This is a genomic window from Hymenobacter sublimis (assembly GCF_023101345.1).
Taxonomy (GTDB): Bacteria; Bacteroidota; Bacteroidia; order Cytophagales; family Hymenobacteraceae; genus Hymenobacter; species Hymenobacter sublimis.
Genome location: NZ_CP095848.1, coordinates 2,359,877 through 2,384,992, shown reverse-complemented (window position 1 = coordinate 2,384,992; position 25,116 = coordinate 2,359,877). Strand labels below are relative to the sequence as shown.

Sequence of the window (25,116 nt, the reverse complement as noted above, 5' to 3'; positions counted from 1 at the left end):
TCGGGCTGTTTCTTTGTATCGGCTGGGCAGGCTGCCGTTTTACTCGCGAGCAGCCTGCCTAGCCGGGCCATGTTGCTTACTACTATGGAATCAGCTACTAAAACCGAAACCCTTGCTATAGAAGGCATGACGTGCGCCTCGTGCGCGTCCTTTGTGGAAAAGTCGCTTAGTCGTACGCCGGGCGTGCAGCGGGCGGTGGTGAATTTCGCCACCGAAAAAGCGACCATCGAGTATGTACCAACTCAGGCCAGCCCGGCCAGCCTGAAAGCGGCCGTTTTACAGGCAGGTTACGGCGTAACCGAGCAGGCCCCCGCTACCAGCGTCGCCGACCAGCAGGCCGCAATCGACCAGCAAAAAGCCCTGGCCTATGACAAGCTCAAGCGCCGCTTTTGGGTGGCCGCCGGGTTGGCCGCGCTTATTATGCCCCTGAGCATGCTCATGCTCTGGCCCGCCATGATGCAGCACGTTGACATGCAGTGGCTTAACTACGGCCTGCTGGTGCTCACCCTACCCGTGCTGCTTTATAGTGGGCGCGAGTTCTATACCTCGGCCTGGAGCAGCTTTCGGCACCGGACCGCCACCATGGACACTCTGATTGCGGTAGGTACGGGCGCTGCTTTTCTGTACAGTCTGGCTGCTACCGTGGCCCCGGGCTGGTTTACAAGCCAGGGCATCGTGCCCGAAGTGTATTATGACACCACAGCTACCATCATTGCCCTGATTCTGCTGGGTAAGGTGTTGGAGCTGCGCGCCAAAACGCAGACTTCGGCCGCCCTTAAAGCCCTAATGGGGCTGCAGGCGAAAACGGCCCGGGTGGTGCGCCCCGGCGGCCAGGAAGTTGACGTGCCCCTGGAGCAGGTGCTGCCCGGCGACGTGGTGGTGGTGCGCCCCGGCGAGAAAATTGCCACCGATGGAATTCTGGAAGAAGGCCACTCCGCCGTGGATGAGGCCATGCTCACGGGGGAAAGTTTGCCGGTAGAGAAAAGGGTAGGCGACTTGGTGTTCGGGGCCACCCTAAACAAAACCGGCTCCTTTCGCTTCCGGGTAACGAAAGTAGGCGCCGAAACCATGCTCGCCCAGATCGTTAAGCTGGTAGAAGATGCGCAAGGCAGCCGCGCCCCCATCCAGCGGCTAGCCGACAAAGTCAGCGCCATCTTCGTGCCCGCGGTTATTGGCATTGCCCTCCTGACGTTCGGGGTCTGGTTTGCCCTGGCGCCAACGGAAAGCCGCCTGCCGCTGGCCCTGGTCAACTTTGTGGCCGTGCTTATCATTGCCTGTCCCTGCGCCCTGGGCCTGGCTACGCCCACGGCCATCATGGTAGGCACTGGCAAAGGCGCGGAGCACGGCATTCTGATTCGTAACGCTGAGGCGCTGGAAAAAGCTTATCAAGTAGACACCGTGCTCCTGGATAAAACCGGTACCATCACCCGGGGCCAGCCCACCGTCACCGATTTTGTGCCGGTTCCGGGGCCGAATGCTGCGGAGCTGCTGGCAGTGGTTGCGGCCGTGGAGCGCCAGTCAGAGCACCCGCTGGCCGAGGCAGTGGTTCGCTATGCGCAAGCCCAGCAAGCGGCCGTGCTGCCGGCCACTGCTTTCCGGGCGCTGGAGGGTAGGGGCGCCACGGCCACGGTTAGGGGGCAGGCGGTGCTCATTGGCAACTTGCCCCTGTTGGAAGCCGCCGGCATCAGCCTGCCGCCCGCCTTGCACGAACACGCCGCTGCCCTACTTGCCCAGGCCAAAACGGTGCTCTACGTGGCCGTAGCGGGGCAGGCGGCCGGGTTGGTGGGGGTAGCTGACACCGTGCGCGATACGTCGGCCGCCGCCATAAAGCGCCTGCAGCGCCTGGGCCTGGAAGTGGTTATGATGACCGGCGACAACCCCCAAACAGCGGCGCAGGTGGCCAGCCAAGTGGGTATTGGGCGGTACTTTGCCGAGGTACTACCCCAGGACAAAGCCGCCAAGGTAAAGGAGTTGCAGCAGGAGGGCCGCACCGTGGCTATGGTCGGCGACGGAATTAACGACGCGCCAGCCTTGGCCCAGGCCGATATTGGTGTGGCCATGGGTGGGGGCACGGATGTCGCTATGGAAGCCGCCGGCATCACGCTCATGCGCTCGGATTTGCTGGGGGTAGTAACCGCCCTTGAACTATCCCGCCAGACCATCCGCACCATCCGGCAGAACTTGTTTTTCGCTTTCGTTTACAATACGCTGGGTATTCCCGTGGCCGCCGGGCTGTTGTACCCCGTGTTCGGCGTGTTGCTTTCCCCCATGCTGGCCGCCGCCGCCATGGCCCTAAGCTCCGTGTCGGTGCTGATGAATTCCTTGCGCCTCCGCCGGTTCTCGATGAAGAATGAGCTGTGAGGAAAAGGCAGTCAGGTCGCCGTTCGTACCCAGGCCGGCCTTCGCACCCATTCTACGCTCTCTGCTTCTTGCCGCCCCGCGGCCGGTACCCGTGCGCGAGTAATTGAGGTAAGCTCCGGCTAATTCTAGTGACGAGCAGGGGATTAGTTGCGCGGGTGGGAAGTGCGAACAGCAGCGGCGTTTGATACTAGCACCAGCGTAAAAGCAAAACCTCCCAGCAAGCTAAGGCTTACTGGGAGGTTTTAGATGAGCTGTAGTCCGTAGGGGAATCGAACCCCTGTTGGTAGAATGAAAATCTACTGTCCTAACCCCTAGACGAACGGACCAGGTTACCAGCGGAGTGTTTTCCGTTTTGGTGGTGCAAAGATAAGAGGCGCTTTAAGCACTGCAATAGTCTGCGCTGAAAATTTTTCTGATTGGGTCGTAAATCGGAGAGAATCAGGAGGTTTTTTTGTGCATTCGGTTCCGGTCCCACCAAATATACGCCCCAAACAGCACCACACTTACGCCCGTTACCCACAGCAGGCCCGATTTCAGCCGGTCGCTGTTTTCGCCTAAATACGCCAGCAACGCAATCAGAGGTACTACCCCAGCGGTAGTGGCAGCCATAAACTTCAGGTAACCCATGCGCGCCAGGCCCGCTACGAAGCTGATGGCATCATCGGAGAGGGCAGGGGAGAGGCGGGCGATGATAACAGCCCACACGCCGTAGCGGTCCACTACTTCCAACACTTTCTGCTCGTTTTTCTGGCCCAGCACCCGCGTCACGAACGACTCGCCCATGGCCCGGCCCAGGCCGTAGCCCACAGAGGAGGCCACCAGAATGCCACCCAAGGCCAGGGCCGAGCCCCACCACGGTCCGTAGGCCAGGATAGCTACCAGTATGAGCAGCACCACGTTGACAACAAAAAGAAACATTTGCGCCACCATAGCGGCCACAATTACCACCGGGCCCCAGTAGCCGAATTGCTGCATCCAGGCGGCAATGCGGGGCTGCTCGCCGCTGCGCAGCACCGTCCAGCCTTCGCGGGCGGTGGTCTGGAAATCGGGCCAAAAAAACCAGCAGCCCAGTAGGCCCAGCAGCACGGCCAGCGTAACGTATAGGGGAGTGTGATTAGCGCGTTTGGCCGGCGCGGCGGCAGTGGAAGCAGTGGTAGGTGGCACGGGCAGACAAGGTAGAGTGCGGGAGTTTTCCCGGGGGCAGAACGGGTACGTACGCAGGCCGCGCCCAAAAAGCTGCGGCAACCCCAGCGGCACCAGAGCGGTACTACCCATAGAAACCGCCATCCGGCCGCTCGTTGGCTGCGGACCGGCAAACTCTCTCCCGATGACAAAACATACCTATGACCTCGGTCTGGTTGGCAACTGCGCCTTTCTGGGCCTGATTGGTACCGATACCGCCGTGCGCTGGCTCTGCTGGCCCCGCTTCGACAGCAGCTTCGTGTTTGGCTCCCTGCTCGATGACAACAAGGGCGGCGAGTACAGCATTCGGCCCGCGGAGCCGGGCACTACCGTTACTGCTCGCCAGTACTACCGCACCAATACCAACGTGCTCTGCACGGAAATCACCACTGACGACGGCAGCAGCTACCGCGTCACGGATTTTGCCCCCCGCTTCCTGCAGTATGAGCGCTACTACAAGCCCCTGATGTTTATCCGAAAGGTGGAGCCGCTGGAAGGGACACCCCGGGTGCGGGTAGCCTGCCGGCCGGTGGGCCAGTACGGGGAATTAGAGCTAAAGCGCCGCCGCAGCTCCAACCACATTGCCTTTCTAGGGCTGGAAGAAGAAATCCGGCTCACTACCAACATCTCGCTAACCTACGTGCTGGATGAGGAGGACTTCGTGCTCAACGAAACCAAATACCTAGTGCTCACCTATGGGGCCCCGCTAGAGGCTCCGTTGGAAAGCACGGCCGAGCGGTTTCTGCGCGCTACCATCGACTACTGGCGCACCTGGGTCAAGAGCACCAGCATCAGCAACTTCCGCCAGGATCAGGTAATCCGCTCGGCCCTGGCCCTCAAGATTCACCAGTACGAAGACACCGGGGCCATCATTGCGGCCAGCACCACCTCTCTGCCCGAGGCCCCCGGCAGCACCCGCAACTGGGACTACCGCTACTGCTGGATGCGCGACACCTACTACATCCTCACGGCCTTCAATAACATTGGCCATTTTGAGGAGATGGAGCGCTACTTCCACTACATTGCCAACATCTCAACCAAGATAAAAGGCCGCTACCAGCCCTTGTATGGCATCAGCGGCAAATCGGAGTTGGTGGAGCAGGAATTGCCCCTAGCCGGCTACCTCGGCAACCAGCCCGTGCGCATCGGTAACGATGCCTACACCCACATTCAGAACGACGTGTACGGGCAGGTGCTGGTGGCTCTGCTGCCGCTCTATGTGGACTGCCGCTTCATCGACCCCGAATGGCCCAACCCCTCGCAGCTGGTGTTCGAGGCCTTGAATCTGATTGAAGCCACCATGGATCAGCCTGATGCTGGCCTCTGGGAGTTCCGTAACCTGGCGCAGTATCATTGCTACACCTACTTGTTTCATTGGGCTGGCAGCCACGCCGCGCGCAAGGTGGCCCGCTCCCTGGGCAACAAGGAAATGGAAGCTCGGGCTGAGCGACTGATGCAGGCCGCCGCCGACCACATTGAGCAGTGCTACAGCCCTGAGTTGGGGGCCTACACCAACGCCATCGGCTCGCCCCACCTCGATGCTAGCGCCATGCAGCTCATTCTGATGGGTTACCTGGACCCCGCCTCGGAGCGGGCCCGCACCCACCTAGCCGCCTTGGAAAAGGAGCTGATGACGCCCGAAGGTCTGTTCTACCGCTACCGCCATGCCGACGACTTCGGAACTCCCGAAACCACCTTCCTCATCTGCTCCTTCTGGTACGTAGAGGCCCTGGCCGCCGTGGGCCGGGTAGAGGAAGCCATGACCGAGTTCGAAAAGCTAACTACCTATACCAACCACCTGGGCCTGCTTTCCGAGGACGTAGACGCCAAAACCGGCTCGCAATGGGGCAATTTTCCCCAGGCCTACAGCCACGTTGGGCTGGTAAACGCCGCCTACCGCATTGCCCAGAAGCTAGCCAAACCCAACTTCATTTGATTGGGTCGTGGGGTATTAGGAACTTAGGGTCTTGGATATATACATCAAAAAGCCTCGCCATGTACTGGCGAGGCTTTTTTGTAATCTGACATCAGGCAGAACATACACCAAGACTACAACTTACAGCAGCGTGCGCAGCAGATTGCGGACGTCGGTGGTGGAGCTGAGGTGAAAGCGGGCTAGGGAGCGAGTTCCGGTGCCAACTTTGATGGTGTAGGCATCTTCCGGTAGGGCCCGGAACGTGTCCTCATCCGTGCGGTCGTCGCCGATGGCGAGGATAAACTGCGGGTTGTAGGCTGCCAGCCAGCGGGCGGCCGCCGTTCCTTTGTTAATGCCCGAGGTTTTCACTTCAATGACCTTATTGCCTTCCATCACTTGCAGCTCTGTGTTTGAGGTCATAAAGGATAGATGGTTCAGCAACTCCCGGGCGCGCACCTCGCCCAACTCCACGTCGGCGCGGCGGTAGTGCCACACCAGGGAGTAGTCCTTGTCTTCAATGAAAGAACCAGCCGTTCGGGTCACGTACATTTCCATAATGGGGCGGATGTCCTGCTTCCAGCTGTTATTCAGGGGCTGAAACAGCTGCCAGTCCTCGCTAGCCGGCCGCAGCCACACGCCATGTTCGGCAATGAAATCAAGCGGCAACTGCCCCAGCCAGCTCTGCAGCGTCGTCCGGTCGCGGCCACTGATGATGACCACGTGGTTGCGCGGATCGGCCGTTAGCGCTTGCAGCAGCAGCAGCAGCTCCTGGTCGGGCTTAGCACGCTGGGGTAGGTTGTGGAACGGGGCCAGGGTACCGTCGTAGTCGAGCAGGAGCAGGCGCTGTTCGGCGGTAGTAAAGTCATTGAGCAGCTGCGCGGTAGCATCGGTAGTCAGCATTTCCGTGGCCAAGGTCAGCTGCTTGATTTTGCTGTACGCTAGCCGGTCCATGAACAGCTTGGTCCAGGCAAACACGTCGTACTGCCGGACCAGCGCCTGCATGGCCGTCATACGGTGCACCTGTTCTTCCTCGGGCATCACTAGGGCATCGTGCATGGCCTCGGCCAGCTGAGCCGTATCGGTAGGGTTGATGATGAGGGCATCGGACAGCTCCCGGGCGGCACCGGCCCGCTCGCTCAAGATTAGTACCCCTTTACCATCGGCCTTGCTGGCTACAAACTCCTTGGCTACCAAGTTCATCCCGTCGCGCATGGGCGTAACCAGCGCTACCTCGGCCAGGCGGTAGAGGGAGGCCAACTCTTCTAGCGGGAAGGAGCGGTAGAAGTAATGAATGGGCGTCCAGCTGATGGTGCGGTACTGGGCGTTGATGCGGCCCACTATTTCGTCGATTTCCTCCTTCAGGGCCGCGTACTGCGCCACCTGGTCGCGGGAGGGCACCACCACCATAATCAGGCTGACTTGCTCGCGCCACTCGGGGTAGCGCTGAATCAGGACCTCAAAGGCGCGAAGTCGCTCGGCAATGCCTTTGGAGTAATCTAGCCTATCAATGGAAAGAATGATGCGGGTATCGCGTAGGGCCTCGCGGTACTCGGCCTCGTGCTGCTGGGCCTGCTCCGAGGCGGCGGCGGCCACAAAGCGCCCATAGTCAATGCCCATGGGAAAGGCATCCACGAGAACAGTCCGGTTCGGGGTTTCAATTTGCCCATTCTGTGAGGAGTGTCCCAGCAACTGCGAGGTAGCACTCAGGAAATGACGCATATACCCAAAGGTGTGGAAGCCAATCAGGTCGGCGCCCAGCATGCCGCGCAGCAGCTCCGAACGCCAGGGCAGGGCCCGGATCAGCTCATAGGAAGGAAAAGGAATGTGCAGGAAAAAGCCAATAGTGCACTCCGGGCGGGCATTGCGCAGCATTTCCGGCAACAGCAGCAATTGGTAGTCGTGCACCCAAATGGTGTCCTCCGGGCCGGCCAGCTCCAGCACGGCCCGGCAGAATTTCTCGTTTACGGCCACGTAGGCATCCCAGTGGGCCTGCTCGTAGGTGGCGTACTGGGGGAAGTAGTGAAAGGTAGGCCAGAGCGTGGAGTTGCTGAATCCTTCGTAGAAGTCGCGAATTTCCGCCTCCGTGAGAAACACCGGAGCCATGCTGTCGGCACTAAGCTCCTGCTCAATGTGCTGCTCTTCCGCCTCATCCTCTACAAAGAGCCCAGGCCAGCCCACCCACACGTTACCTTCCTGCCGGTAAATGGAGCCCAAACCCGTGGCCAGCCCGCCTTCGCTGGGCTGAAACGTGAGGCTCTCGGCAGTGCGCTGGACTTTTGTAGGCAGTCGGTTGGAGACGATAATTGTGCGGGACATACGCCGTGACAAAATGATGAATACCCCTGCTTACGGGAGAAAACCGGGGGTAGCCATTATTTTTTCACCTGCTTATCCTTACGGCGCGCTTAGTGCCGAGCTTGCCTGAACGGTAGAAAAAAGGCCTCAGAAAGGCTTAAAACAGCAGAATCAGGTAGTTAGCATCAGCGTGCAGTAGCCCGCCACCGCGGGCGCAGGAAAAGCATGTGCTGGAGCAGTAGTTTTCCTTCCCTGAGCCTAGGCAGGCCCGCCGGAGTGAGTAGGAGCGGTGCCGGTTGCTGCGGGCGAAGGTAGCGGCGGGCTCTGGGGTATAAGCAAAAGAAAAGCCCGCTTACCGGGAAGGCAAGCGGGCTTTTAGGAAGAGAGCCAAAACGGTAGGCGAGTAGTCCGTAGGGGAATCGAACCCCTGTTGGTAGAATGAAAATCTACTGTCCTAACCCCTAGACGAACGGACCAGGTAACGCGGCCTTGTTCCGTTTTGGTGATGCAAAGATAGGTAACGCAGCTTTCAGCGCAATAGCTGCATTTGAAAAAAAGTCGGGCAGTACTATGAATAGACTGATTTTCAAGCCGAAATTTTTCAAGTAAACGGTTTAGCAGCCCCCGGTTTGCGCTGTACAGAGGCATCCTGGCGGCCCCTACCACCGTATTGCGGTTTGATTTGGCGGAATACCCCTAGCCCGTTACCTTCGCTCCGCGTTTTCACCCGGCCCCTCGGGACCGACAACCCTCCCATTTCCCCATACTATGGCTAAAATCAAAGTTGCCATTAACGGCTTCGGCCGCATTGGCCGCCTCACGTTCAAGGCGCTGCTCCAGCGCGAGAACGTGGAAGTCGTGGCTATCAACGACCTCACCGATAACAAGACCCTGGCGCACCTGCTGAAGTACGATTCCGTACACGGTCGTTTCGATGGTACCGTAGCTTACGATGAGCAGAGCCTGACCGTAAATGGCCAGCGTATTGCTGCCCTCGCCGAGCGTGACCCCAAGCTGCTGCCCTGGGGCCAGATGGGCGTTGACGTGGTATTGGAATCCACGGGCCGCTTCGTAGACGAAGCTGGCGCTGGTCAGCACCTGACGGCCGGCTGCAAAAAGGTAGTTATTTCGGCTCCCGCTACCGGCAACATCCCGACGGTTGTGCTGGGCGTAAACGAAGACATCCTGACCGGCGAGGAAACCATCCTCTCCAACGCTTCCTGCACTACCAACTGCCTGGCCCCCATGGCCAAGGTGCTCGATGATGCTTTCGGCATCGAGAAGGGCTACATCACCACGGTGCACGCCTATACCTCCGACCAGAACCTGCAGGACGCGCCCCACAAAGACCTGCGTCGTGCCCGCGCGGCTGCCTACAGCATCATTCCTACCAGCACCGGTGCTGCTAAGGCCGTAGGCCTGGTGCTGCCCCAGCTGAAAGGCAAGCTAGACGGTATTGCCATGCGCGTGCCTATTCCAGATGGTTCGACGACGGACCTGACCGTAATCCTGAAGCGTGAGGTAACCAAGCAGGAAATCAACGACGCCGTGAAGGCAGCCGCTGAAGGTCCGTTGAAAGGCATCCTCGAATACAGCACCGATCCGCTGGTGAGCATCGACATCGTGGGCAACCCCCACTCGTGCATCTTCGACTCGGAGCTGACCTCGGCCAATGGCTCGCTGGTGAAAGTAGTAGGCTGGTACGACAACGAAACCGGCTACTCAACCCGCACCGCCGACCTGATTCAGAAGCTGGGCGAGAAAATGAACGGCTAAGCCTCCGGGTTTTGCTGACGTAAGAAGCCGCCTGTTCGGGAAACCGGGCAGGCGGCTTTTCTTTACGCGTTGGGGTAGATGGTGCCTGAAAGAACCAGTACCCACACGGCCGGAAACAATGCATCCAGCTGAAGTCGGTAGGTTTCTATTTCCTCGACATCACGTGGGCGGCCGCAGTGATGTCACTTCATCGTATTGTCTAGTGATGCCGCTCTGCCGGCTGGCTCTATCTTTAACTTACCATTTCACGATTTCACCATCTCACCACCTGTGCGCATCTGCTTTATTCTGAACCCGACTTCTGGCACTAACCGCACCCAAGACGTGCCAGCGCTGCTCACGCGCTACGCCACGGCTGCCGGCGCCGACTTCGAGGTGCAGGCCACCCAGTACGCAGGTCACGCCGAGGAGCTGGCCAGGCGGGCGGCACGGCAAGGTTGCCGGGTGGTAGTAGCGGTCGGCGGCGACGGCACCGTAAATGAGGTAGCGCGCGGCCTGCTCGGCACCGCAGCGGCTCTGGGCATCATCCCCCGGGGCTCCGGCAACGGCTTGGCCCGCCACCTGCGCCTCCCGTTAGATTTGCCGGGAGCCGTGCAGCGAGTGTGCCGGCCCACCTTCCAGCGCATTGATGTGGGGCGTATTAACGGCCGCCCGTTTTTCTGCACCGCAGGTCTGGGCTTTGATGCCCACGTGAGCAAAATGTTTGCGCGGGCCGGCACCCGCGGGCTGAGTACCTATATCAAGGTATCGTTGCGCGAATACCGCCGCTACCAGCCCGTACCGGTGCAACTTGAGCTGAATAACCAGGTGCTGGCAACTAACTGCTACGTGCTGGCCTTTGCCAACGCCGCCCAGTACGGCAACAACGCCTACATCGCGCCCCGGGCCGATATTCAGGATGGCCTGCTCGACGTGTGCCTAATTGATGCCCTGCCGCTTACCCGCGCCGTGCGGGTGGGGGTGGGGCTGGCCCTGGGTACGCTGGCAACCTCCGGGGCCGCCGTTTATCACACCAGTCACCACATCCGCGTCCGGACCGAGCACACCCTAGGTTTTCACGTGGATGGCGACTACGTGGCCGACGCCGCGGAATTTGAGGTAGCCCTGGAACATTTGGCCCTGGAAGTAGCCGTGTAACCAGAGTGAAGTTATGAAATGGTGAAAAGGCGAAATGAAGGCGAATAATAATCTAGCGGGACTTATTCGGTAGGCAAAGCACGCATTTCACAATTTTGCGTTTCACAATTTCACAACTTGCATTCATGAAAGCCGATAAAAACCGCCGGGAGGGAGTCGTATACTCGACTAACCCCGATTTTGAGTACCAGCAAACCGGCGACGAGCAGGCCGCCACGCTGCCGCCCCAGCAGCAAAACCTGCGGGTGCAGCTCGACAAAAAAGCCCGGGGCGGCAAGCAGGTTACCCTCGTCACTGGCTTCGTGGGCCAGGATGCCGACCTGCAAACCCTGGGTAAGCTGCTGAAAACCAAATGTGCTGTCGGCGGCAACGCCAAAGACGGTGAAATCATCATTCAGGGCGACTTCCGCGACAAAGTACTGGCCGTGCTCCTTGAAAAAGGCTATAAGGTCAAAAAGGCTGGCGGCTAACGGAAGTCGTTTTCTGCCTGTCTTCTACCCCCGTAAATAACTCCCAGCGCTCGGCCGCTTGCCCTTCACCGTATTCCCTTCACTATGCCTGCTCCCGAAGTTGCTACTGTGCATTCCCTGGCTGAAAACTGGGTTATTGAAGCTGTACAGTGGCTGAAGCTGGGGGTAGAAACCGTGGGGGCCTTTATTATTGCGCTGGGTATTATCGTAGCTGGTGGCCTGTTTTTGAAGGCCCTGCTGACGCGTCAAACAGCCGATTTTACGGCCATTCGCCTGACCTTAGCCCGCTACCTGGCCCTGGCCCTGGAGTTTCAACTGGGCGCTGATATTCTTTCCACCGCTATTGCCCCCAGCTGGGAGCAGATCGGCAAGCTGGGGGCCATTGCTGTCATTCGGACTACGCTCAACTTCTTCCTTTCCAAGGAAATGAAGGACGAGCATCGGAGTGCCGCCGAACATCACATCACCAAAAGGGCCACTGAATAGAGGGTGGTTGCCTTACCGGCGAGTCAAGTAGGCCCGGGCGCGCTCCACATCCTCCGGCGTGTCAATGCCGATGGTTTCCAGCGTCGTTTCGGCCGTCAGGATGCGGTAGCCGTTTTCCAGCCAGCGTAACTGTTCCAGGCTTTCGGCCAGCTCCAGGGCAGAGGGAGGGAGGCGGGTGATTTCGGCTAGCACATCGGGGCGGTAGGCGTACAGGCCAATGTGGCGCAGGTAGCGGTGGTGCCGGAGCCAATCGGCCGGGGCGTGCTGGCGTTGGTAGGGCAGGGGGTGGCGGCTGAAATAGAGGGCATGCCCGGCCGCGTCAAGCACTACTTTGGGCAGGTGAGGACTGAAAAGCTCCTCCTCACTCACCACCGGCTTAACTAGGGTAGCCAGTTGGGGCGGCTCGGGTCGGGCAAACAGCTTCACCAACGCATCAATTTGCGCGGGGTGAATAAAGGGCTCGTCGCCCTGGATGTTGATGATGCAGTCGGCGGTAATGCCTAGCTGTTGGTAAGCATCCCAGATCCGGTCGGTGCCGCTGGGGTGCTCGGCGGACGTCAGGACGGCCTCGCCCCCAAACTCGCGCACATGCTTTAGAATCCGCTCGTCGTCGGTGGCTACCACTACCCGGCGCAGGCCAGCCTGCCGGGCCTGCGCCACCACCCGCTGAATCATGGATTGGCCGCCCAGGTCTACAAGAGGCTTGCCGGGTAGGCGGGTGGAGGCGTAGCGGGCGGGAATAATACCAATGGCGTGCATATAGGAGCAGGATGATGAGCGAGCCACAAAAAACGGCAAAAACCGCCACGGTTTCCTACCCCGCCTTAAAGCAAGAACATCAGCGTACACTTTTTATCGAACTGACCCGGAAATAGGGGGCAACTTCTGGTGCCGAGAAGACGCGGGGCTCGGGATGTTGGCGTCCCGAAATCAACCAACAAAAAACCCCTGCTGTCATATTGTAGCGGATGCTTCGGCTTGAATCCGTAACTTTCGGCAAACTTTATGCAAGAGGGTCATTCTTCGCCTTGAGGGGCCTGCTACTTGCTTTTTGCCACCCCGTTGTATGTTCCGATTTTCGTTGCTGACCACTGCGCTTGCCCTGACTGGTTTTACGGCTGCGGCCGCCCCCCGGCCGGTAGCGCCGCCCGATTCCATTGGGGTTGAGTACCGCAACAACATGATGCTAATTAAGCACCGGGTAGGACCCGGCGAAACCCTTTACGGGCTGGCTCGGCGCTATAAAGTACCCGTGGAGCAGATTGTGGAGGCCAACTCGGGTCAGAAAGGTGCCCTGGTAACCGGGCAAATTGTGCTGGTGCCCCGCAACCGGGTAGTGTTGAACCAGCCCGCTACACCCCGCGCTACGGCCGCTACCACCTCGGCCCCGGCCCGCACGCTGCCTACCGACAGCCGTGGCAACCGCATTTACCGAGTTGAGCCGGGCGTCACGCTGTTTGCCATTGCCCGCCGCTTCCAGACTACCCCCGCCGAGCTGTCTCGGCTGAATGGCTTTCCGGCCAACTACAACGTGCGCGTGGGAGAAACCGTGATTGTGGCCGCTGGTACGGGTAGCGCACCAAGCGCTGCCCGCCCGGCCGCAGCCCCAGTGGCAGCCGCTCCAACTCGCCCGGCGCCCACGGCCCGGCCGGAGCGCGACGACACTGCCGAGCGCGAGGCCAGGGAAACCCGGGAGCGGGAAGCGCGCGAACGGGCGGCTCGGGAACGAGCCCGCGACTCCGCCACGGCTCCTGCCGTGACGCCCGCCAGCCCGGCCACGGAAGCTCCCGACACCGACCGGGGCCCCTCCCGCGCCAGCGAAATTGTGCGGCGCGTATCGGAAAGCGGCCTCGCCACTGCCATTCAGACGGATGCCTCGGATAAATACCTGGCCCTGCACAAAACCGCGCCCGTAGGCACTATTATGCAGGTGCGCAACATCATGAACGGGCAATCGGTGTACGTGCGCGTAATTGGTCCCCTGCCCGACACGGGCGAGAATACCAATATTCTGGTGCGTCTGTCTAAGAAAGCGGTGCAGCGCTTGGCTACCCCTGACCAGCGCTTCCGGGTAGAAACCAGCTACGTACCGTAGCAGTGAGATGGTGAATTTGTGCAATGGTGAGTTTTTATGTTCGGCTGGCCTGGAGGCGCCGCTTGGGCAGGTAGGACTGCCTGAACGGAAAACTCACCAGCTCATTATTTCACCATCTCACCTGTATGAACCACGCTCAGGTTCGGGCCTTGCTCGACGAAAAATACCGGCATTACGACCAGCCAGCCTTCATCCTGGCCGATCCAATCAGCATTCCGCACCGCTTCAGCCAGTTGCAGGATATTGAAATTAGCGGGTTGTTTGCGGCCTTGCTGGCCTGGGGCCGCCGCCCCACTATTATCAGCAAGTGCACGGAACTGCTGCGCCGCATGGACGATGCGCCCTACCAGTTCATTACCCAGCACCACGACGAGGACCTGAAAAAGCTGCTGGGCTTTTGCCACCGCACGTTTTGTGACACTGACCTGCTGTATTTCGTGCACTGGTTGCGCTGGTTTTATGCCCGCCACGAGACCCTGGAAGATGCCTTTCTGGTGGGTAGCACCCAAAAGGAGCGCCTCGAAAACTTCCATACCCTATTCTTTAGCCTAGAGGATGCGCCCCAACGCACCCGCAAGCACGTGGCTACCCCGGCCCGGGGCTCAGCCTGCAAGCGCGTGAACATGTACCTGCGCTGGATGGTCCGCCCCGATTCGCGCGGCGTCGACTTCGGCCTCTGGCGCCGCCTACCCGCCGCCGACCTCATCTGCCCCTGCGACGTGCACGTGGAGCGCGTGGCCCGCCGCCTGGGTCTGCTGGAGCGCAAGCAAGTCGATTGGCTGGCGGCCGAGGAGCTGACGGCCCACCTGCGCACCTTCGACCCGCTGGACCCCGTGAAGTACGATTTTGCCTTGTTCGGGCTAGGCGTGGAAGGGGAGATGTAGAAATTCTGACCGGCCACTGCCGACGGGTAGTAAGCGGCGCATTTATTAGCATTTGTGAATCTTTCCGGCCTCAGCGAGTGTTTATCTTCGCATTCTCATCTGAATCTCCAAGTACCTACCCGATTTGATTCTTCCTCAGAACTTTGAGCAGAAAATAGGTTTCACGCAGTTGCGTGAAATGTTGGATACGTTGTGTCTGAGCTCGTTGGGCCGGCATTTCGTGGCCAAAATGTCCTTTCAAACCAATGCTGAGCAGCTCCAGAAGCTGCTGCTGCAAACCGACGAGTTTCGCCAGCTCCTGAACAGCGGGGCCGATTTTCCCAGCCAGCACTACCACGACGTACACCAGCACTTGGTGCGCGCCAATCTGCCCGGTTCTTACCTGGACGTAGCGGCTTTTTTCGCCGTGAAAATGAGCTTGCGCACCATCCGGGAGGCGCTGACCTTCTTTACCCGGGCCGAAGAAAACTTGTACCCTACGCTCCGCCTGCTAGGCATTGGCGTGCAGGTTGACCGCAACCTAATAGCCAACCTCGATAAGGTAGTGGACGATGAGGGTCAGGTCCGTGAGGATGCCTCGCCGCTGCTGCGCCAGATCCGGCAGGAGCTAATTAACCGCCAGGGCCAGCTGCGCAAGCAGATTGCTGGCATCCTGCGTCACGCCCGCAACGAGGGCTGGGTGCCCGAAGGGGCCGAGCCTACCATCCGGGGTGGCCGGCTGGTGCTGCCGGTGATTGTGGAGCACAAGCGCCGGGTGAAAGGCCTGATTCATGACGAGTCGGCGACGGGCCAAACGGTGTTCATTGAGCCGGAAGCCGTCTTCGAGCTCAACAACGATATCAAGGACTTAGAAAATGCCTACCAGCGCGAGTTGGTGCGCATCCTAACCCAGCTCACAGGCCAGCTGCGTCCCCACATCCCGGACCTGCGTAAGGCCTACCAGTACCTGGGCCTGCTCGACTTTATTCGGGCCAAAGCCCAGCTGGCTCGCCGCTTGGAAGCCACGCTGCCCGCCCTGGACCCGCGGCCCCTGATCCGGTGGCACCGGGTGCGGCACCCGCTGCTGTTCCTCACCTTCCAAGGCCACGCTAAAGATGACCCGCGCGAGGTGGTTCCTCTGGATATTGAGCTGACCCCGGAGCAACGCATTCTGCTGATTTCGGGGCCCAACGCCGGAGGTAAATCGGTGAGCATGAAGACGGTAGGCCTAGTGCAGTACATGCTACAGTGCGGCCTGTTGATTCCGGCCGGCGAAGAATCGGAGGCCGGCGTATTCGATGATATTTTCCTAGACATCGGCGACGAGCAGAGCCTGGAAAACGACCTGAGTACGTATTCCTCCCACCTGCTGAGCATGAAGCAGTTCGTGACCCTAGCCAACAAGCGCAGCCTGGTGCTGATTGACGAGTTTGGCACCGGCACGGAGCCCAGCTTGGGCGGGGCCATTGCCGAAGCCGTGCTGGAGCAGCTCAATCGGGCCCGGGCGTTTGGCGTCATCACGACGCACTACACCAACCTGAAGAACTATGCCGAGCGCACGCCCGGCATCATCAACGGGGCCATGCGCTACGACCCCGACCAGCTGCAGCCCCTTTACCGCCTCGAAACCGGCAAGCCCGGCTCCAGCTTCGCCATCGAAATTGCCCGCAAAATTGGCTTGCCCAAGCAGATTGTGGAGCGGGCTACCCAGCTCGTGGGCAAAGATAAAATTCGCTACGACCGACTGCTGGAAGGCCTAGAAAAAGAGAAAACCGAGCTGGAGCAGCGTACCGCCGAAGCCGCCAAAGCCGAGCGGCGCCTGAAAAAAGCCGCCCAGGAATATCAGGACCTCAAAAAATACCTCGACGATACGACCTTGGACGTGCTGCGCGAGGCCAAGGCCAAGGCCAAAATGCTGCTGCGCGACACCAACCAGCAGATTGAGGCCACCATTCAGGAAATCCGGCTGGGTCAGGCCGAGAAGGAGCGCACCAAGGAGGCCCGCGGCAAGCTCGATACCTTCGTGCGAGAAAAGCTGCAGATTGAGCCGCCCAAGCCCAAAGCCACCCGCGAAATGGCCGACGCTACTACCCTCAAACCCGGCGACAAGGTAGCGCTGCTGGGCCAGGAAGGGCACGGCGAAATCATGGCGGTGAAGGGCAAAACGGCAGAGGTTTCCTTCGGGGGTATGAAAACCATCGTCAAGGTGAATCAGCTGGAAAAGCTCACCCGTTCCGAAATTCGGGAGCGGGAGAAGGAGTCGGCCCGCCGGGCGCCGGCCCAGCACGCTACCCTGGATATTACGGGCCGCATGTCGGGCTTCAACACCACGCTGGACTTGCGCGGGGAGCGGGCCGAGGATGCCCTCAACCGTATTATGGCCTACGTGGATGATGCCGTGATGCTGGGCGTGCCGGAAATCAAAATCCTGCACGGACGCGGCAACGGCATTCTGCGCCAGATTGCCCGCGACTACCTGCATAAGGTGCGCGAAGTGGCCAGCGTAGCCGACGAGCACGCCGACCGGGGCGGCGACGGCGTGACCATTGCCGTGCTGAAGTAGCCGGCCGCACTTTCAGCGTACCTTTGCATTCCTAATGCACCCAAAGAGCCCGTTGCGTTCCGCGTAACGGGCTCTTTATTCCAGTAACATCACAACGCTCCGCTATGCACCCCCGTAACCCCCATGCCGCCCGCTACGACTTCGCCCAACTGACCGACACCAGCCCCGAGCTGGCCGCCTTCGTCATCCCGAATCCTACCGGCGACGACAGCATCGACTTTGCCAATCCGGCCGCCGTAAAGGCCCTGAACCGGGCGCTGCTGAAGCAATTTTACGGGGTAGCGCACTGGGATGTACCCGCCGGCTACCTGTGCCCGCCCATTCCGGGCCGCGCCGACTACATCCACAACGTGGCCGATTTGCTGGCCGCCGACCACGGCGGCGTAGTACCGCGGGACAAGTCAGTACACGTGCTGGACGTGGGGGTAGGGGCTAATTGCGTGTATCCCATCATCGGCACGCAGGCCTACGGGTGGCGCTTCGTGGGCTCGGAGATAGACGGCGTGGCGCTGAAAGCCGCCCGTAGCATGGTAGCGGCCAACCCGAGCCTCGCCGGGCGCATCGACCTACGCTTGCAAACCCATACTGACTACATTTTCGAGGGCATTGTGAAGCCGCGGGAAGAGTTCGACGTGGTCATCTGCAACCCGCCGTTCCATACTTCGGCCGCCGATGCGGCGGCCGGCAGCCGCAAAAAGGGCCGTAATTTGGGGTATGCCAAAACCAAGTCGGCGGAGCCCCTGCTCAACTTTGGAGGCCAAAACACGGAGCTGTGGTGCGAAGGCGGCGAAGAAGGCTTCCTGAAGCGCATGATTACGCAAAGTGTGCCGCTGTCTGCCCGAGTGCTCTGGTTTTCGTCGCTTATTTCCAAAAAGGAAACCCTGCGTAGCGCCCACTACCTGCTGGGCCAGGACGGCGCCACCGAGGTAAAAGTGCTCGACATGTCTCAGGGCCAGAAGGTTAGCCGGGTAGTTGCCTGGACGTTCCAGGACGAAGCCCAGCGCCACACCTGGGCCGAGCGGCGCTGGAAGTAAGGGTAGGGCTGGGTTGCTGTACTGGCTTTTAACCAGGGTAGATTATATAGCATGAGGTCCTTTGTAGCTTCCTGTTACAACAAGAACTGCTAGCAATGCAACGAGCAGGTAAAGGATAACCACTACCCCGTAGGCAATAGCCATAGAATAGCGAGTACTGAGAAGCATTCTAACCAGTAGTACCAGGTTTGTAGCTATGCCCAAGAGGTAGCAAACACATACGGCATACGGAACTATCTTTTCAGACACTTCGACCAATGGCAGGTATCCGTACGCTACAGCTCCAAGTAGGAGCATTCCTACCAGAAAACTTCCGTTTACAAGTAAAAAAGAGACGTAAGAGGAAAGCGTAGTGCGTGGACTCAAAAGGAATAGCGAGGGTTGAGTTCTATAGGAGCGTATCTGTATAACCACCTGTATTGGCTCAGACCAGATGATTCTGGCGTATAGGGCTACAGCAAAGTCGGACAAAAAAAGGTCGTTCCCACCCGGGAACGGCCTTTTTTATTATACAGAAGAATAGAAGGCTTACTCCACTACTACCCGGCTAACCTGCGTCGATTCGGCCGTTTCAATCTGTACCAGGTACAGGCCGGCGCGTAGGGCCGAGGCATCTACGCTTACTTCCTGGCCATTCAGGGTTTTGGTCTGGTCGAGCACTACGCGGCCGGTGGCGTCGCGCAGCACCACGCGGGCGGTGCGGGCGGCGCTGGCTTGCACGCGCAGCTGGAACTTGCCGCTGGTGGGATTGGGGTACACCTGCACGGCGCTTTGCTGCACGGTTTTCTTGTTGCTCAGCACCAAGCTGCACAGCTGTACGCCCCGGTTTTGCTCGGCAATGCGGGCGGCAAACTCCTGGTAGTACTGGTTTACGATGCGGGCATCGTGCACGATGAGCGTGTTTTCGTCATTCTCCGTATCGGCCGAGAGCGACCAGTTGTGGGAACCCACAAACACCAGCGGGTCCGACTGCGAGGCGCCGGCATCCACGATGGCGTATTTGTGGTGCATGATGCCGCTGGTATTTTTTACTAGGGCCCGCTCGCCCAGCGCGGTGCGGATGGTGCGCAGAATGGTGCCGGTGCCGGTGTTGCTGGTATCATTCACCAGCACCTCGGAGCAGCCCACGATGTTGCGGGCCCGTACCTGGTCCACGATGGCGCGGCCCAACTCGGCGCGGGTAATCAACATGGTGGCAATGTGCAGGTCGTTGTCGGCCGACTGAATGGCCTGAATCAAGCGGCCGTTCACTTGGTCCGTGGGCGAGAACCACGACTCCACCTGCTTGCCCCCGATCATGAGGTAGTGGGGCGTGTTGTCGGTTTTGGCCGAGCCGAAACGGGCCGTAGCCAGGGTGCCGCTGCCCCACATTTCATTGAACTCCAGGGTGTAGGTGCGGGCCAGGGCCTGGTCCTGAATGGCAATGGCATTGTTACGGTCCGTGGAAAGCTGGGCTGGCGTCCAGTTTGTGGAGCCCGACCATACCCACGGCACATTCACGTTGGCATCCTCGGCGTCAATCACCACAAACTTGTTGTGCATGATGTTCTGCTGGGTCTGGCGGCCGAGGCGCGGTATGTTGGTGTTCAGGCCGGGAATGCTGGCGTTGGTGTTATCATTTTCGAAGATGACGCGCACGGCTACATTTCGAGCGTGGGCCGCATTTACGGCCGCCAGAATAACTGGACTGTTCCAGTTATAAATGGCAATGTCCAGGGTTTTGGTGGCCCGATTGATGTAGCGAGCCAGCGTGTCGGCAATAGCGCCGTTGGCCAGGTACGTAGCCGCGTTGCTGGGCAGGGCCAGAGCCGTGTTTACCGTGCCAGTGAAGTAGGAACGCATTTTACCGCTGGAAAGCGAGGCCGTTACCATGGGCACGGCCCTGGACTCCGAAGTGCCAATGCTGTTCGTAACCGAGGCTTTCACGTAATAAATAATGCCCGGCTGCAAACCCGTCAGGGCGATGCTGTGCTGCTTGGCGGCCGTGGTAGGCCCGGTTACCGCAGTGAAGGGACCGGCCGGGGAAGTACCGTACTCCAGCTTGGCCGTACCCGTGTTTTCGGTGGTGAAATTCACCGTGAAGCCCGTGGTGCTAATGGCCGTAGGCACCGGCGAGCTGAGCAGGTTGGGAGTGCCACCCAACACGAAATCCTGGTAGCGGCGGGGAAGCAGCTGGTAACCGCCCGTGCCGCTGTTGGAAAACTGGCTCATAATTCCCAGCACGTCGAACTGACCGCTGGGGGCGGCTTTCCCTACAATGTCGTTGCCGGTATTGCCCGCGGCGGCCGTGCGCACAGTAGCCCCGGTAGTGCCGTTGAGCAGGTAGTTGGTGTTGCCCCCGAAAGTGCCGACTGCGGCGCCGGCGCTGGTGGTAATGGAGGTGTTCTTGTTGATGCGCACCACCCGCGACTCGTACTGCTCGGCAAAAACCGACGTCAGGGCGGAAGCCTCTACGGTGGCTGCGGGCCGGATAACCCGGTTCTGGGCCAGCACGGCCACGCTGGCTACTGGGTCAATTTCCAGCAGGCCATTAAAGTTTTTCAGCGTCCCGCTGATTTCGATACTGTCGCCGGGTACCAGGGCCGAAAAGCCGGCCGCGCTAGTAGAATAGGCGGCCAGACCACCGGTGCCATCCTGCAAGTAGCGAATGACGCCCAGCTCCGTACCGTTGGTAACTACGCCCCGCACCGTTACAACGGCGCCAACCCCGGCGGCGCGGGCATCGGCCACCGATTGTACCGTTTGGGCCGCTACAGGCTGCAATGCGGCCCCGCTACCTAGCAGAGCTAACAGAGTAAATTTTTTCATCAAATGAATGGAATGGGAATGAGGTGGTAAGCGAAAAGTGCGACAAATATCTTCATCTTCCCCCAAAGAATAAGCCCCAGATTAGAAGATTTCCGGAGTCGAAAGGCCAGGAAATATTATAGGTAAATATCTGATTTACAGATTGGTGAAACGACCTAAGGTTCAGCTTGCCAACAAACGGCTCCGGCCGAAGCGCTTGCCGCGTGGCGCCCCCAAACGGGAAGCAGCCACGGCAAGCGTTTCGGCCGGAGCAGAAGGGGTAGGTAGTAGCGGAAGCTAGGCTAGGGCCGGGCGGTCAGGCGCTTTTTCGTGTCCGTTATCATTGGCACGGCGGCGGAGCGCGACGTACCCGCGGCATTGGTAGCCGATACCCGCACGTAGTACACCGTGCCTGGCTCCAGATTGGTGAGTTCGACGCTGTGGGCGGTAGTGGCGGCGGGCAAGTTAACCGTAGTGCCCAGGGCCGTGGTTTTGCCGTACTCAACGATGGTGGTGCCGGGGTTGATGGTCTGGAAAGTAACCGTGAAGCCGGTGCGGTGGATGGCCGTGGGTACGGGCTCGCCCTGGATGACAGGCAAGCCGCCAGCTACCGAGAATATCGGCGTACAGGCGCGGTAGCAACTGGTAGCCACCAGTGCCGCTCGGAGAAAACTGGCTTAGAGTCCCAATCAGGTCAAACGGCCCAGTTGGTGGCGTTTTGTCCACCAGGCCGGCGGGGCCGGTGGAGGCCACATGCACCCGAATGGGCGTACTGCGCTGGCCGTTGATTAGGTAGTTCGTATTGCCCTTCAGGGCTTCGGCGGGGGTGCTGGCAGAAGTCGTCAGGCTGGTAACCCCGGTAATCCGGAGCAGGCGGCCCTCATAACCTTCCTCAAAGGCCTTGGCCACATCGGCGGCGGCTATTTCCGTGGCTACTACGCGCCGGTTGCTGGCCAGCTTCTGCACGCTCGTAACGGGGTCCATTTCCAGCAGGCCGTTGTAATTTTTGAGCGTGCCCGTTGCCAGCACACTGTCGCCGGGCACGAGGGCTTGCAGCTCGGCATTGGTAGTCGAGAATAGCGCTAGGCCGTGGGTGCGGTCCTGAATAAAGCGCAACTGCCCCAACTCCGGCCCGTTTTCCACCACGCCCCGCACCGTAACGGTGCTACCGGGGCCGGCCTGCCGGGCGGCGGCAATGGTGGGCTCCGGCGGGGTAGCCGGGGCGCTGCTGCGCACCTGACGGGCGGCGCCTTGGCCGGCCCGCGACCGGGAGCCTTGCTGGGCCTGCGCAAGGAGGGCAAATGAAACAAAAAGGCAGGTGAGAAAACGTGTTTTCATTAAGCAAGCGGTGGTTGTAAGCCGCAAGAGGCAAGTAAACAGGCAAAAATTAAGCAGAACCGTAGGCAAGCAAGAAGGGGTAAAACTACACGATTTCTTTCCCAAAATGAGCAGGAAAATTCCTGTTGCCGTAAAAAAGTCCTAAAACAACGAAGCCCGCCTGGTAGCAAAACAGGCGGGCTTCGTTGCTCCGTAGTGGAGTGCTCAGAGGATGTTCACCTCGGGGTGCAGCTCGATACCAAACTTTTCCCGCACCGACGCAATAATGTCGTGGGCTAGCTCGCGGATGTCGTGTCCTAGCGCGCCGCCGTGGTTTACCAGCACCAAGGCCTGTTTGTCGTGCACGCCGTGGGCGCCGCGGCGCTGGCCCTTCCAGCCGCATTGCTCAATCAGCCAGGCGGCCGGCACTTTTACTCCGCCGGGCACGGGGTAGCCGGGCAGCTCGGGGAAGTGGGCCTTCAGCTCGTCATATTTAAGCTGAGATACTTCGGGGTTTTTGAAAAAAGAGCCGGCATTGCCAATCTGGGTGGGGTCGGGGAGCTTGCTGCGCCGAATGTGCATGACGGCTTCGCTGACCTCGCGGGGGGTAGGCTCGCCCCCAATGCCTAGGTCTTCGAGGGTGGTTTTGATGGCGCCGTAGCTGAGGTTGGGCCGGGCCTGCCGCTGCAGGCGCAAGACCACGCCCGTCACGATAAACTGGTTTTTTAGGGGGCCTTTGAACACACTTTCCCGGTAGCCGAAGCCGCACTCGGCGGCCGAAAACGTGCGCACCTGCCCGGTGCTGATTTCCAAAGCTTCGAGTTGCTCAAAGGTATCTTTCAGCTCGGAGCCGTAGGCCCCAATGTTCTGCAGCGGCGCCGCGCCTACCGTGCCCGGAATCAGGGAAAGATTTTCGATGCCGCTCAACTCCTGGTCCAGCGTGTACTGCACCAAACCGTGCCACGACTCGCCCGCGCCGGCCCGCACCAGGGCCGTTTCAGCATCTTGGCTGATGATGTCGAGGCCCCGGATTTCATTTTTCAGCACCACACCATCGAAATCCTGGGTGAAGAGCAGGTTGGAGCCGCCGCCCAGCACCAGCTTGGTGGCCGCTTGCACCTCAGGGAGGGCCAGCAGTGCCCGCAGCTCCTCAACCGAAGTAAAGCGAGCAAACAACCGGGCCTTCACCTCCAGGCCGAAGGTGTTGTAGGGGCGCAGGGAAACGTGGTGTTCAAGGACGGGAGCCGAAGCCATAGAAGCAAAAGGAAATGATGCGCCGGTAAAGGTAGCCGTTTGGCTATTGCGCGACAGTGCCCGAGGCCTACAAAAGCAAAGCCCGCTACCCTGCCAAGGGTAACGGGCCGTAAGTTCGGTTGCTGGCCTACCTACCGCACGCGGTAGCCGCGCAGAGCGTAGAACAGTAAATACGCGTAACACAGGGCCGGAATAATAAAGGCCACGCGCAGCCCGCCGCCGTTGGTGGCTACCCAGCCCATAAGCAGCGGAATAATGGCCCCACCTACGATGGCCATAATAAGGTAGGAAGAACCCTGTTTGGTAAAGCCGCCTAACCCTTTAATAGCCAGCGGAAAAATGACCGGCCACATAATCGAGTTCATCAGGCCGCAGAGCACAATCAGCCACAGAGCCGTTTCTCCCGCGTTTAGGATGGAGGCCAGCACCAGCAGTACGCCAGCGGCACATACTACTACCAGTGCTTTACGGTCGTTGATGCGGGCTAGCAGCGGGATGCCCACTACCCGACCCACCAGCGAGCCAAACCAGTACGACGACACCAGCACCGCGCCTACCGCTTTGGTGAAGCCGGCCGTGGTATCAATGGGGGCCGGAGCCTGACCTACTAGCACCGCAATAAAGTTTACGGCTACGTTCAAGCCCCGAACTAAGGCCTGGGTAAAGCCGCTGAGCTGCGTAATGCCTTGAGCCTCACCGTAGCGGATCAGGAAGGAGCCCAGGCCTACCTCCACGCCCACGTATACGAAGATGGCAACGACTCCCAGGGCCAGGTGCGGAAACTGCAGGGCCGAAGTGCGGCCCGCCGTAGCCGGTACTACCTCCGCTTCCTCATCGGCGAAAGTTTCCAGTTCGGGCAGTTTCAGTAGGAAGAAGGTGCCGGCCAGAATAACCAAAAACACCGCTAGTCCAATATAGGGGCCCTTTACGAGGGTAGATTCCTCGGCTAGGCGCTGGGCTACCGGTAGCGCCGCCAACCGTGCCTTCAGGGCCGCCGAGCCGCCGAACAGCAAAATCCCGCCCAGCAGCGGCGACAAGGTGCCTCCGAAGTTATTAGCTACCCCCACAATGCTTACCCGACTAGCCGCCCGGTTGGCCGGCCCCAGAATAGACACGTAGGGGTTGGCGGCCACTTGCAACAGCGTTACGCCCGCGCCCAACACGCTTAGCCCCAGCAAGAACACTCCAAACGTGCGCGAATTGGCCGCCGGAATAAACAGTAAAGCCCCCGACGCCATCACCAGCAACCCCAGCACAATACCGCGCTGGTAGCCCAGGCGCTTGAGCACGTAGCCCGCCGGCAGCGACATCAGAAAATAGGCCCCAAAGAAGGCAAACTGCACCAACGACGACTGCAAATCCGTGAGCTGGCACACGTCCTTGAGGTAGGGCATGAGCACGTCGTTGAAGTTGGTAACGGCCCCGAACAAAAAGAACAGGCTCGTCATGGCCGCCATGGGCAGGGCGTAGCTGCGCGTGGTGCCGGAAGTGGCGGTGGGAGAGGAGGTAATGGGTGCGGCCATGCAGGCAGAAAGGGAGAAAGTGAAGAGGCTTAAAGATAGAAATACCGGGCAGAACAGC

General features: G+C 59.8%; 18 protein-coding genes and 2 tRNA genes. 10 read left to right on the top strand and 10 right to left on the bottom strand.

Going from position 1 to position 25,116, the window contains the following annotated elements; genetic code table 11:
- Positions 1–84: 84 nt before the first annotated feature.
- Positions 85–2,361: a heavy metal translocating P-type ATPase gene (locus MWH26_RS09995; RefSeq protein WP_247974153.1), complete on the top strand. Its 2,277-nt coding sequence runs from the start codon at positions 85–87 to the stop codon at positions 2,359–2,361.
- A gap of 254 nt (positions 2,362–2,615) precedes the next feature.
- On the opposite strand, the gene MWH26_RS09990 is transcribed toward MWH26_RS09995, so the two are convergent.
- Both MWH26_RS09990 and MWH26_RS09985 read right to left on the bottom strand, forming a co-directional pair.
- Positions 2,616–2,687, bottom strand: a tRNA-Glu gene (locus MWH26_RS09990).
- Positions 2,688–2,799: 112 nt separating this feature from the next.
- Positions 2,800–3,525: a TVP38/TMEM64 family protein gene (locus MWH26_RS09985; protein ID WP_247974152.1), complete on the bottom strand. Its 726-nt coding sequence runs from the start codon at positions 3,523–3,525 to the stop codon at positions 2,800–2,802.
- 163 nt (positions 3,526–3,688) lie between these two features.
- On the opposite strand from MWH26_RS09985, the gene MWH26_RS09980 reads away from it, so the two are divergent.
- Positions 3,689–5,479: a glycoside hydrolase family 15 protein gene (locus MWH26_RS09980; RefSeq protein ID WP_247974151.1), complete on the top strand. Its 1,791-nt coding sequence runs from the start codon at positions 3,689–3,691 to the stop codon at positions 5,477–5,479.
- A 120-nt stretch (positions 5,480–5,599) separates the two neighbouring features.
- On the opposite strand, the gene MWH26_RS09975 is transcribed toward MWH26_RS09980, so the two are convergent.
- Positions 5,600–7,774: a bifunctional alpha,alpha-trehalose-phosphate synthase (UDP-forming)/trehalose-phosphatase gene (locus MWH26_RS09975; protein ID WP_247974150.1), complete on the bottom strand. Its 2,175-nt coding sequence runs from the start codon at positions 7,772–7,774 to the stop codon at positions 5,600–5,602.
- A gap of 383 nt (positions 7,775–8,157) precedes the next feature.
- Positions 8,158–8,229: transfer RNA gene (locus MWH26_RS09970), tRNA-Glu, on the bottom strand.
- A 292-nt stretch (positions 8,230–8,521) separates the two neighbouring features.
- Here MWH26_RS09970 and gap point away from each other — a divergent pair.
- From gap to MWH26_RS09950, 4 genes are all read left to right on the top strand, one after another.
- Positions 8,522–9,529, top strand: a complete 1,008-nt coding sequence (gene gap, locus MWH26_RS09965; RefSeq protein WP_244696469.1) for a type I glyceraldehyde-3-phosphate dehydrogenase — start codon at positions 8,522–8,524, stop codon at positions 9,527–9,529.
- A 270-nt stretch (positions 9,530–9,799) separates the two neighbouring features.
- Positions 9,800–10,666: a diacylglycerol/lipid kinase family protein gene (locus tag MWH26_RS09960; RefSeq protein WP_247974149.1), complete on the top strand. Its 867-nt coding sequence runs from the start codon at positions 9,800–9,802 to the stop codon at positions 10,664–10,666.
- Between the two features lie 125 nt (positions 10,667–10,791).
- Positions 10,792–11,136 (top strand): translation initiation factor, encoded by a 345-nt coding sequence (locus tag MWH26_RS09955; protein ID WP_247974148.1) that lies wholly within the window; start codon positions 10,792–10,794, stop codon positions 11,134–11,136.
- 84 nt (positions 11,137–11,220) lie between these two features.
- Positions 11,221–11,622, top strand: a complete 402-nt coding sequence (locus MWH26_RS09950; RefSeq protein WP_247974147.1) for a DUF1622 domain-containing protein — start codon at positions 11,221–11,223, stop codon at positions 11,620–11,622.
- Positions 11,623–11,634: 12 nt separating this feature from the next.
- On the opposite strand, the gene kdsB is transcribed toward MWH26_RS09950, so the two are convergent.
- Positions 11,635–12,381 carry a 3-deoxy-manno-octulosonate cytidylyltransferase gene (gene kdsB / locus MWH26_RS09945; protein WP_247974146.1) on the bottom strand — a complete coding sequence of 249 codons (747 nt, stop codon included), beginning with the start codon at positions 12,379–12,381 and terminating at the stop codon, positions 11,635–11,637.
- 307 nt (positions 12,382–12,688) lie between these two features.
- Between kdsB and MWH26_RS09940 the strand changes: the two genes are divergently transcribed.
- The 4 genes from MWH26_RS09940 to rlmF all read left to right on the top strand — a co-directional run bounded on the left by MWH26_RS09940 (position 12,689) and on the right by rlmF (position 18,177).
- A complete protein-coding gene (locus MWH26_RS09940; RefSeq protein ID WP_244696464.1) occupies positions 12,689–13,717 on the top strand; it encodes a LysM peptidoglycan-binding domain-containing protein in 1,029 nt (342 codons plus the stop codon).
- Between the two features lie 125 nt (positions 13,718–13,842).
- Complete coding sequence (locus MWH26_RS09935) at positions 13,843–14,601, top strand: TIGR02757 family protein (RefSeq protein ID WP_247974145.1); 759 nt, start codon at positions 13,843–13,845, stop codon at positions 14,599–14,601.
- Positions 14,602–14,725: 124 nt separating this feature from the next.
- Positions 14,726–17,143, top strand: coding sequence for an endonuclease MutS2 (locus MWH26_RS09930; protein ID WP_247974144.1), 2,418 nt, complete (start codon positions 14,726–14,728; stop codon positions 17,141–17,143).
- Positions 17,144–17,247: 104 nt separating this feature from the next.
- A complete protein-coding gene (gene rlmF, locus MWH26_RS09925; RefSeq protein ID WP_247974143.1) occupies positions 17,248–18,177 on the top strand; it encodes a 23S rRNA (adenine(1618)-N(6))-methyltransferase RlmF in 930 nt (309 codons plus the stop codon).
- 528 nt (positions 18,178–18,705) lie between these two features.
- Here rlmF and MWH26_RS09920 read toward each other — a convergent pair.
- From MWH26_RS09920 to MWH26_RS09900, 5 genes are all read right to left on the bottom strand, one after another.
- Positions 18,706–20,985 (bottom strand): phospholipase D-like domain-containing protein, encoded by a 2,280-nt coding sequence (locus MWH26_RS09920; protein WP_247974142.1) that lies wholly within the window; start codon positions 20,983–20,985, stop codon positions 18,706–18,708.
- A 281-nt stretch (positions 20,986–21,266) separates the two neighbouring features.
- Positions 21,267–21,563, bottom strand: a complete 297-nt coding sequence (locus MWH26_RS09915) for a fibronectin type III domain-containing protein (RefSeq protein WP_247974141.1) — start codon at positions 21,561–21,563, stop codon at positions 21,267–21,269.
- Positions 21,466–22,302, bottom strand: coding sequence for a hypothetical protein (locus MWH26_RS09910; protein WP_247974140.1), 837 nt, complete (start codon positions 22,300–22,302; stop codon positions 21,466–21,468). The genes MWH26_RS09915 and MWH26_RS09910 overlap by 98 nt, the downstream gene beginning before the upstream one ends.
- 204 nt (positions 22,303–22,506) lie before the next feature.
- Complete coding sequence (murB, locus tag MWH26_RS09905) at positions 22,507–23,535, bottom strand: UDP-N-acetylmuramate dehydrogenase (protein ID WP_247974139.1); 1,029 nt, start codon at positions 23,533–23,535, stop codon at positions 22,507–22,509.
- Between the two features lie 131 nt (positions 23,536–23,666).
- Positions 23,667–25,058 carry a sugar MFS transporter gene (locus MWH26_RS09900; protein ID WP_247974138.1) on the bottom strand — a complete coding sequence of 464 codons (1,392 nt, stop codon included), beginning with the start codon at positions 25,056–25,058 and terminating at the stop codon, positions 23,667–23,669.
- Between the last annotated feature and the right edge of the window lie 58 nt (positions 25,059–25,116).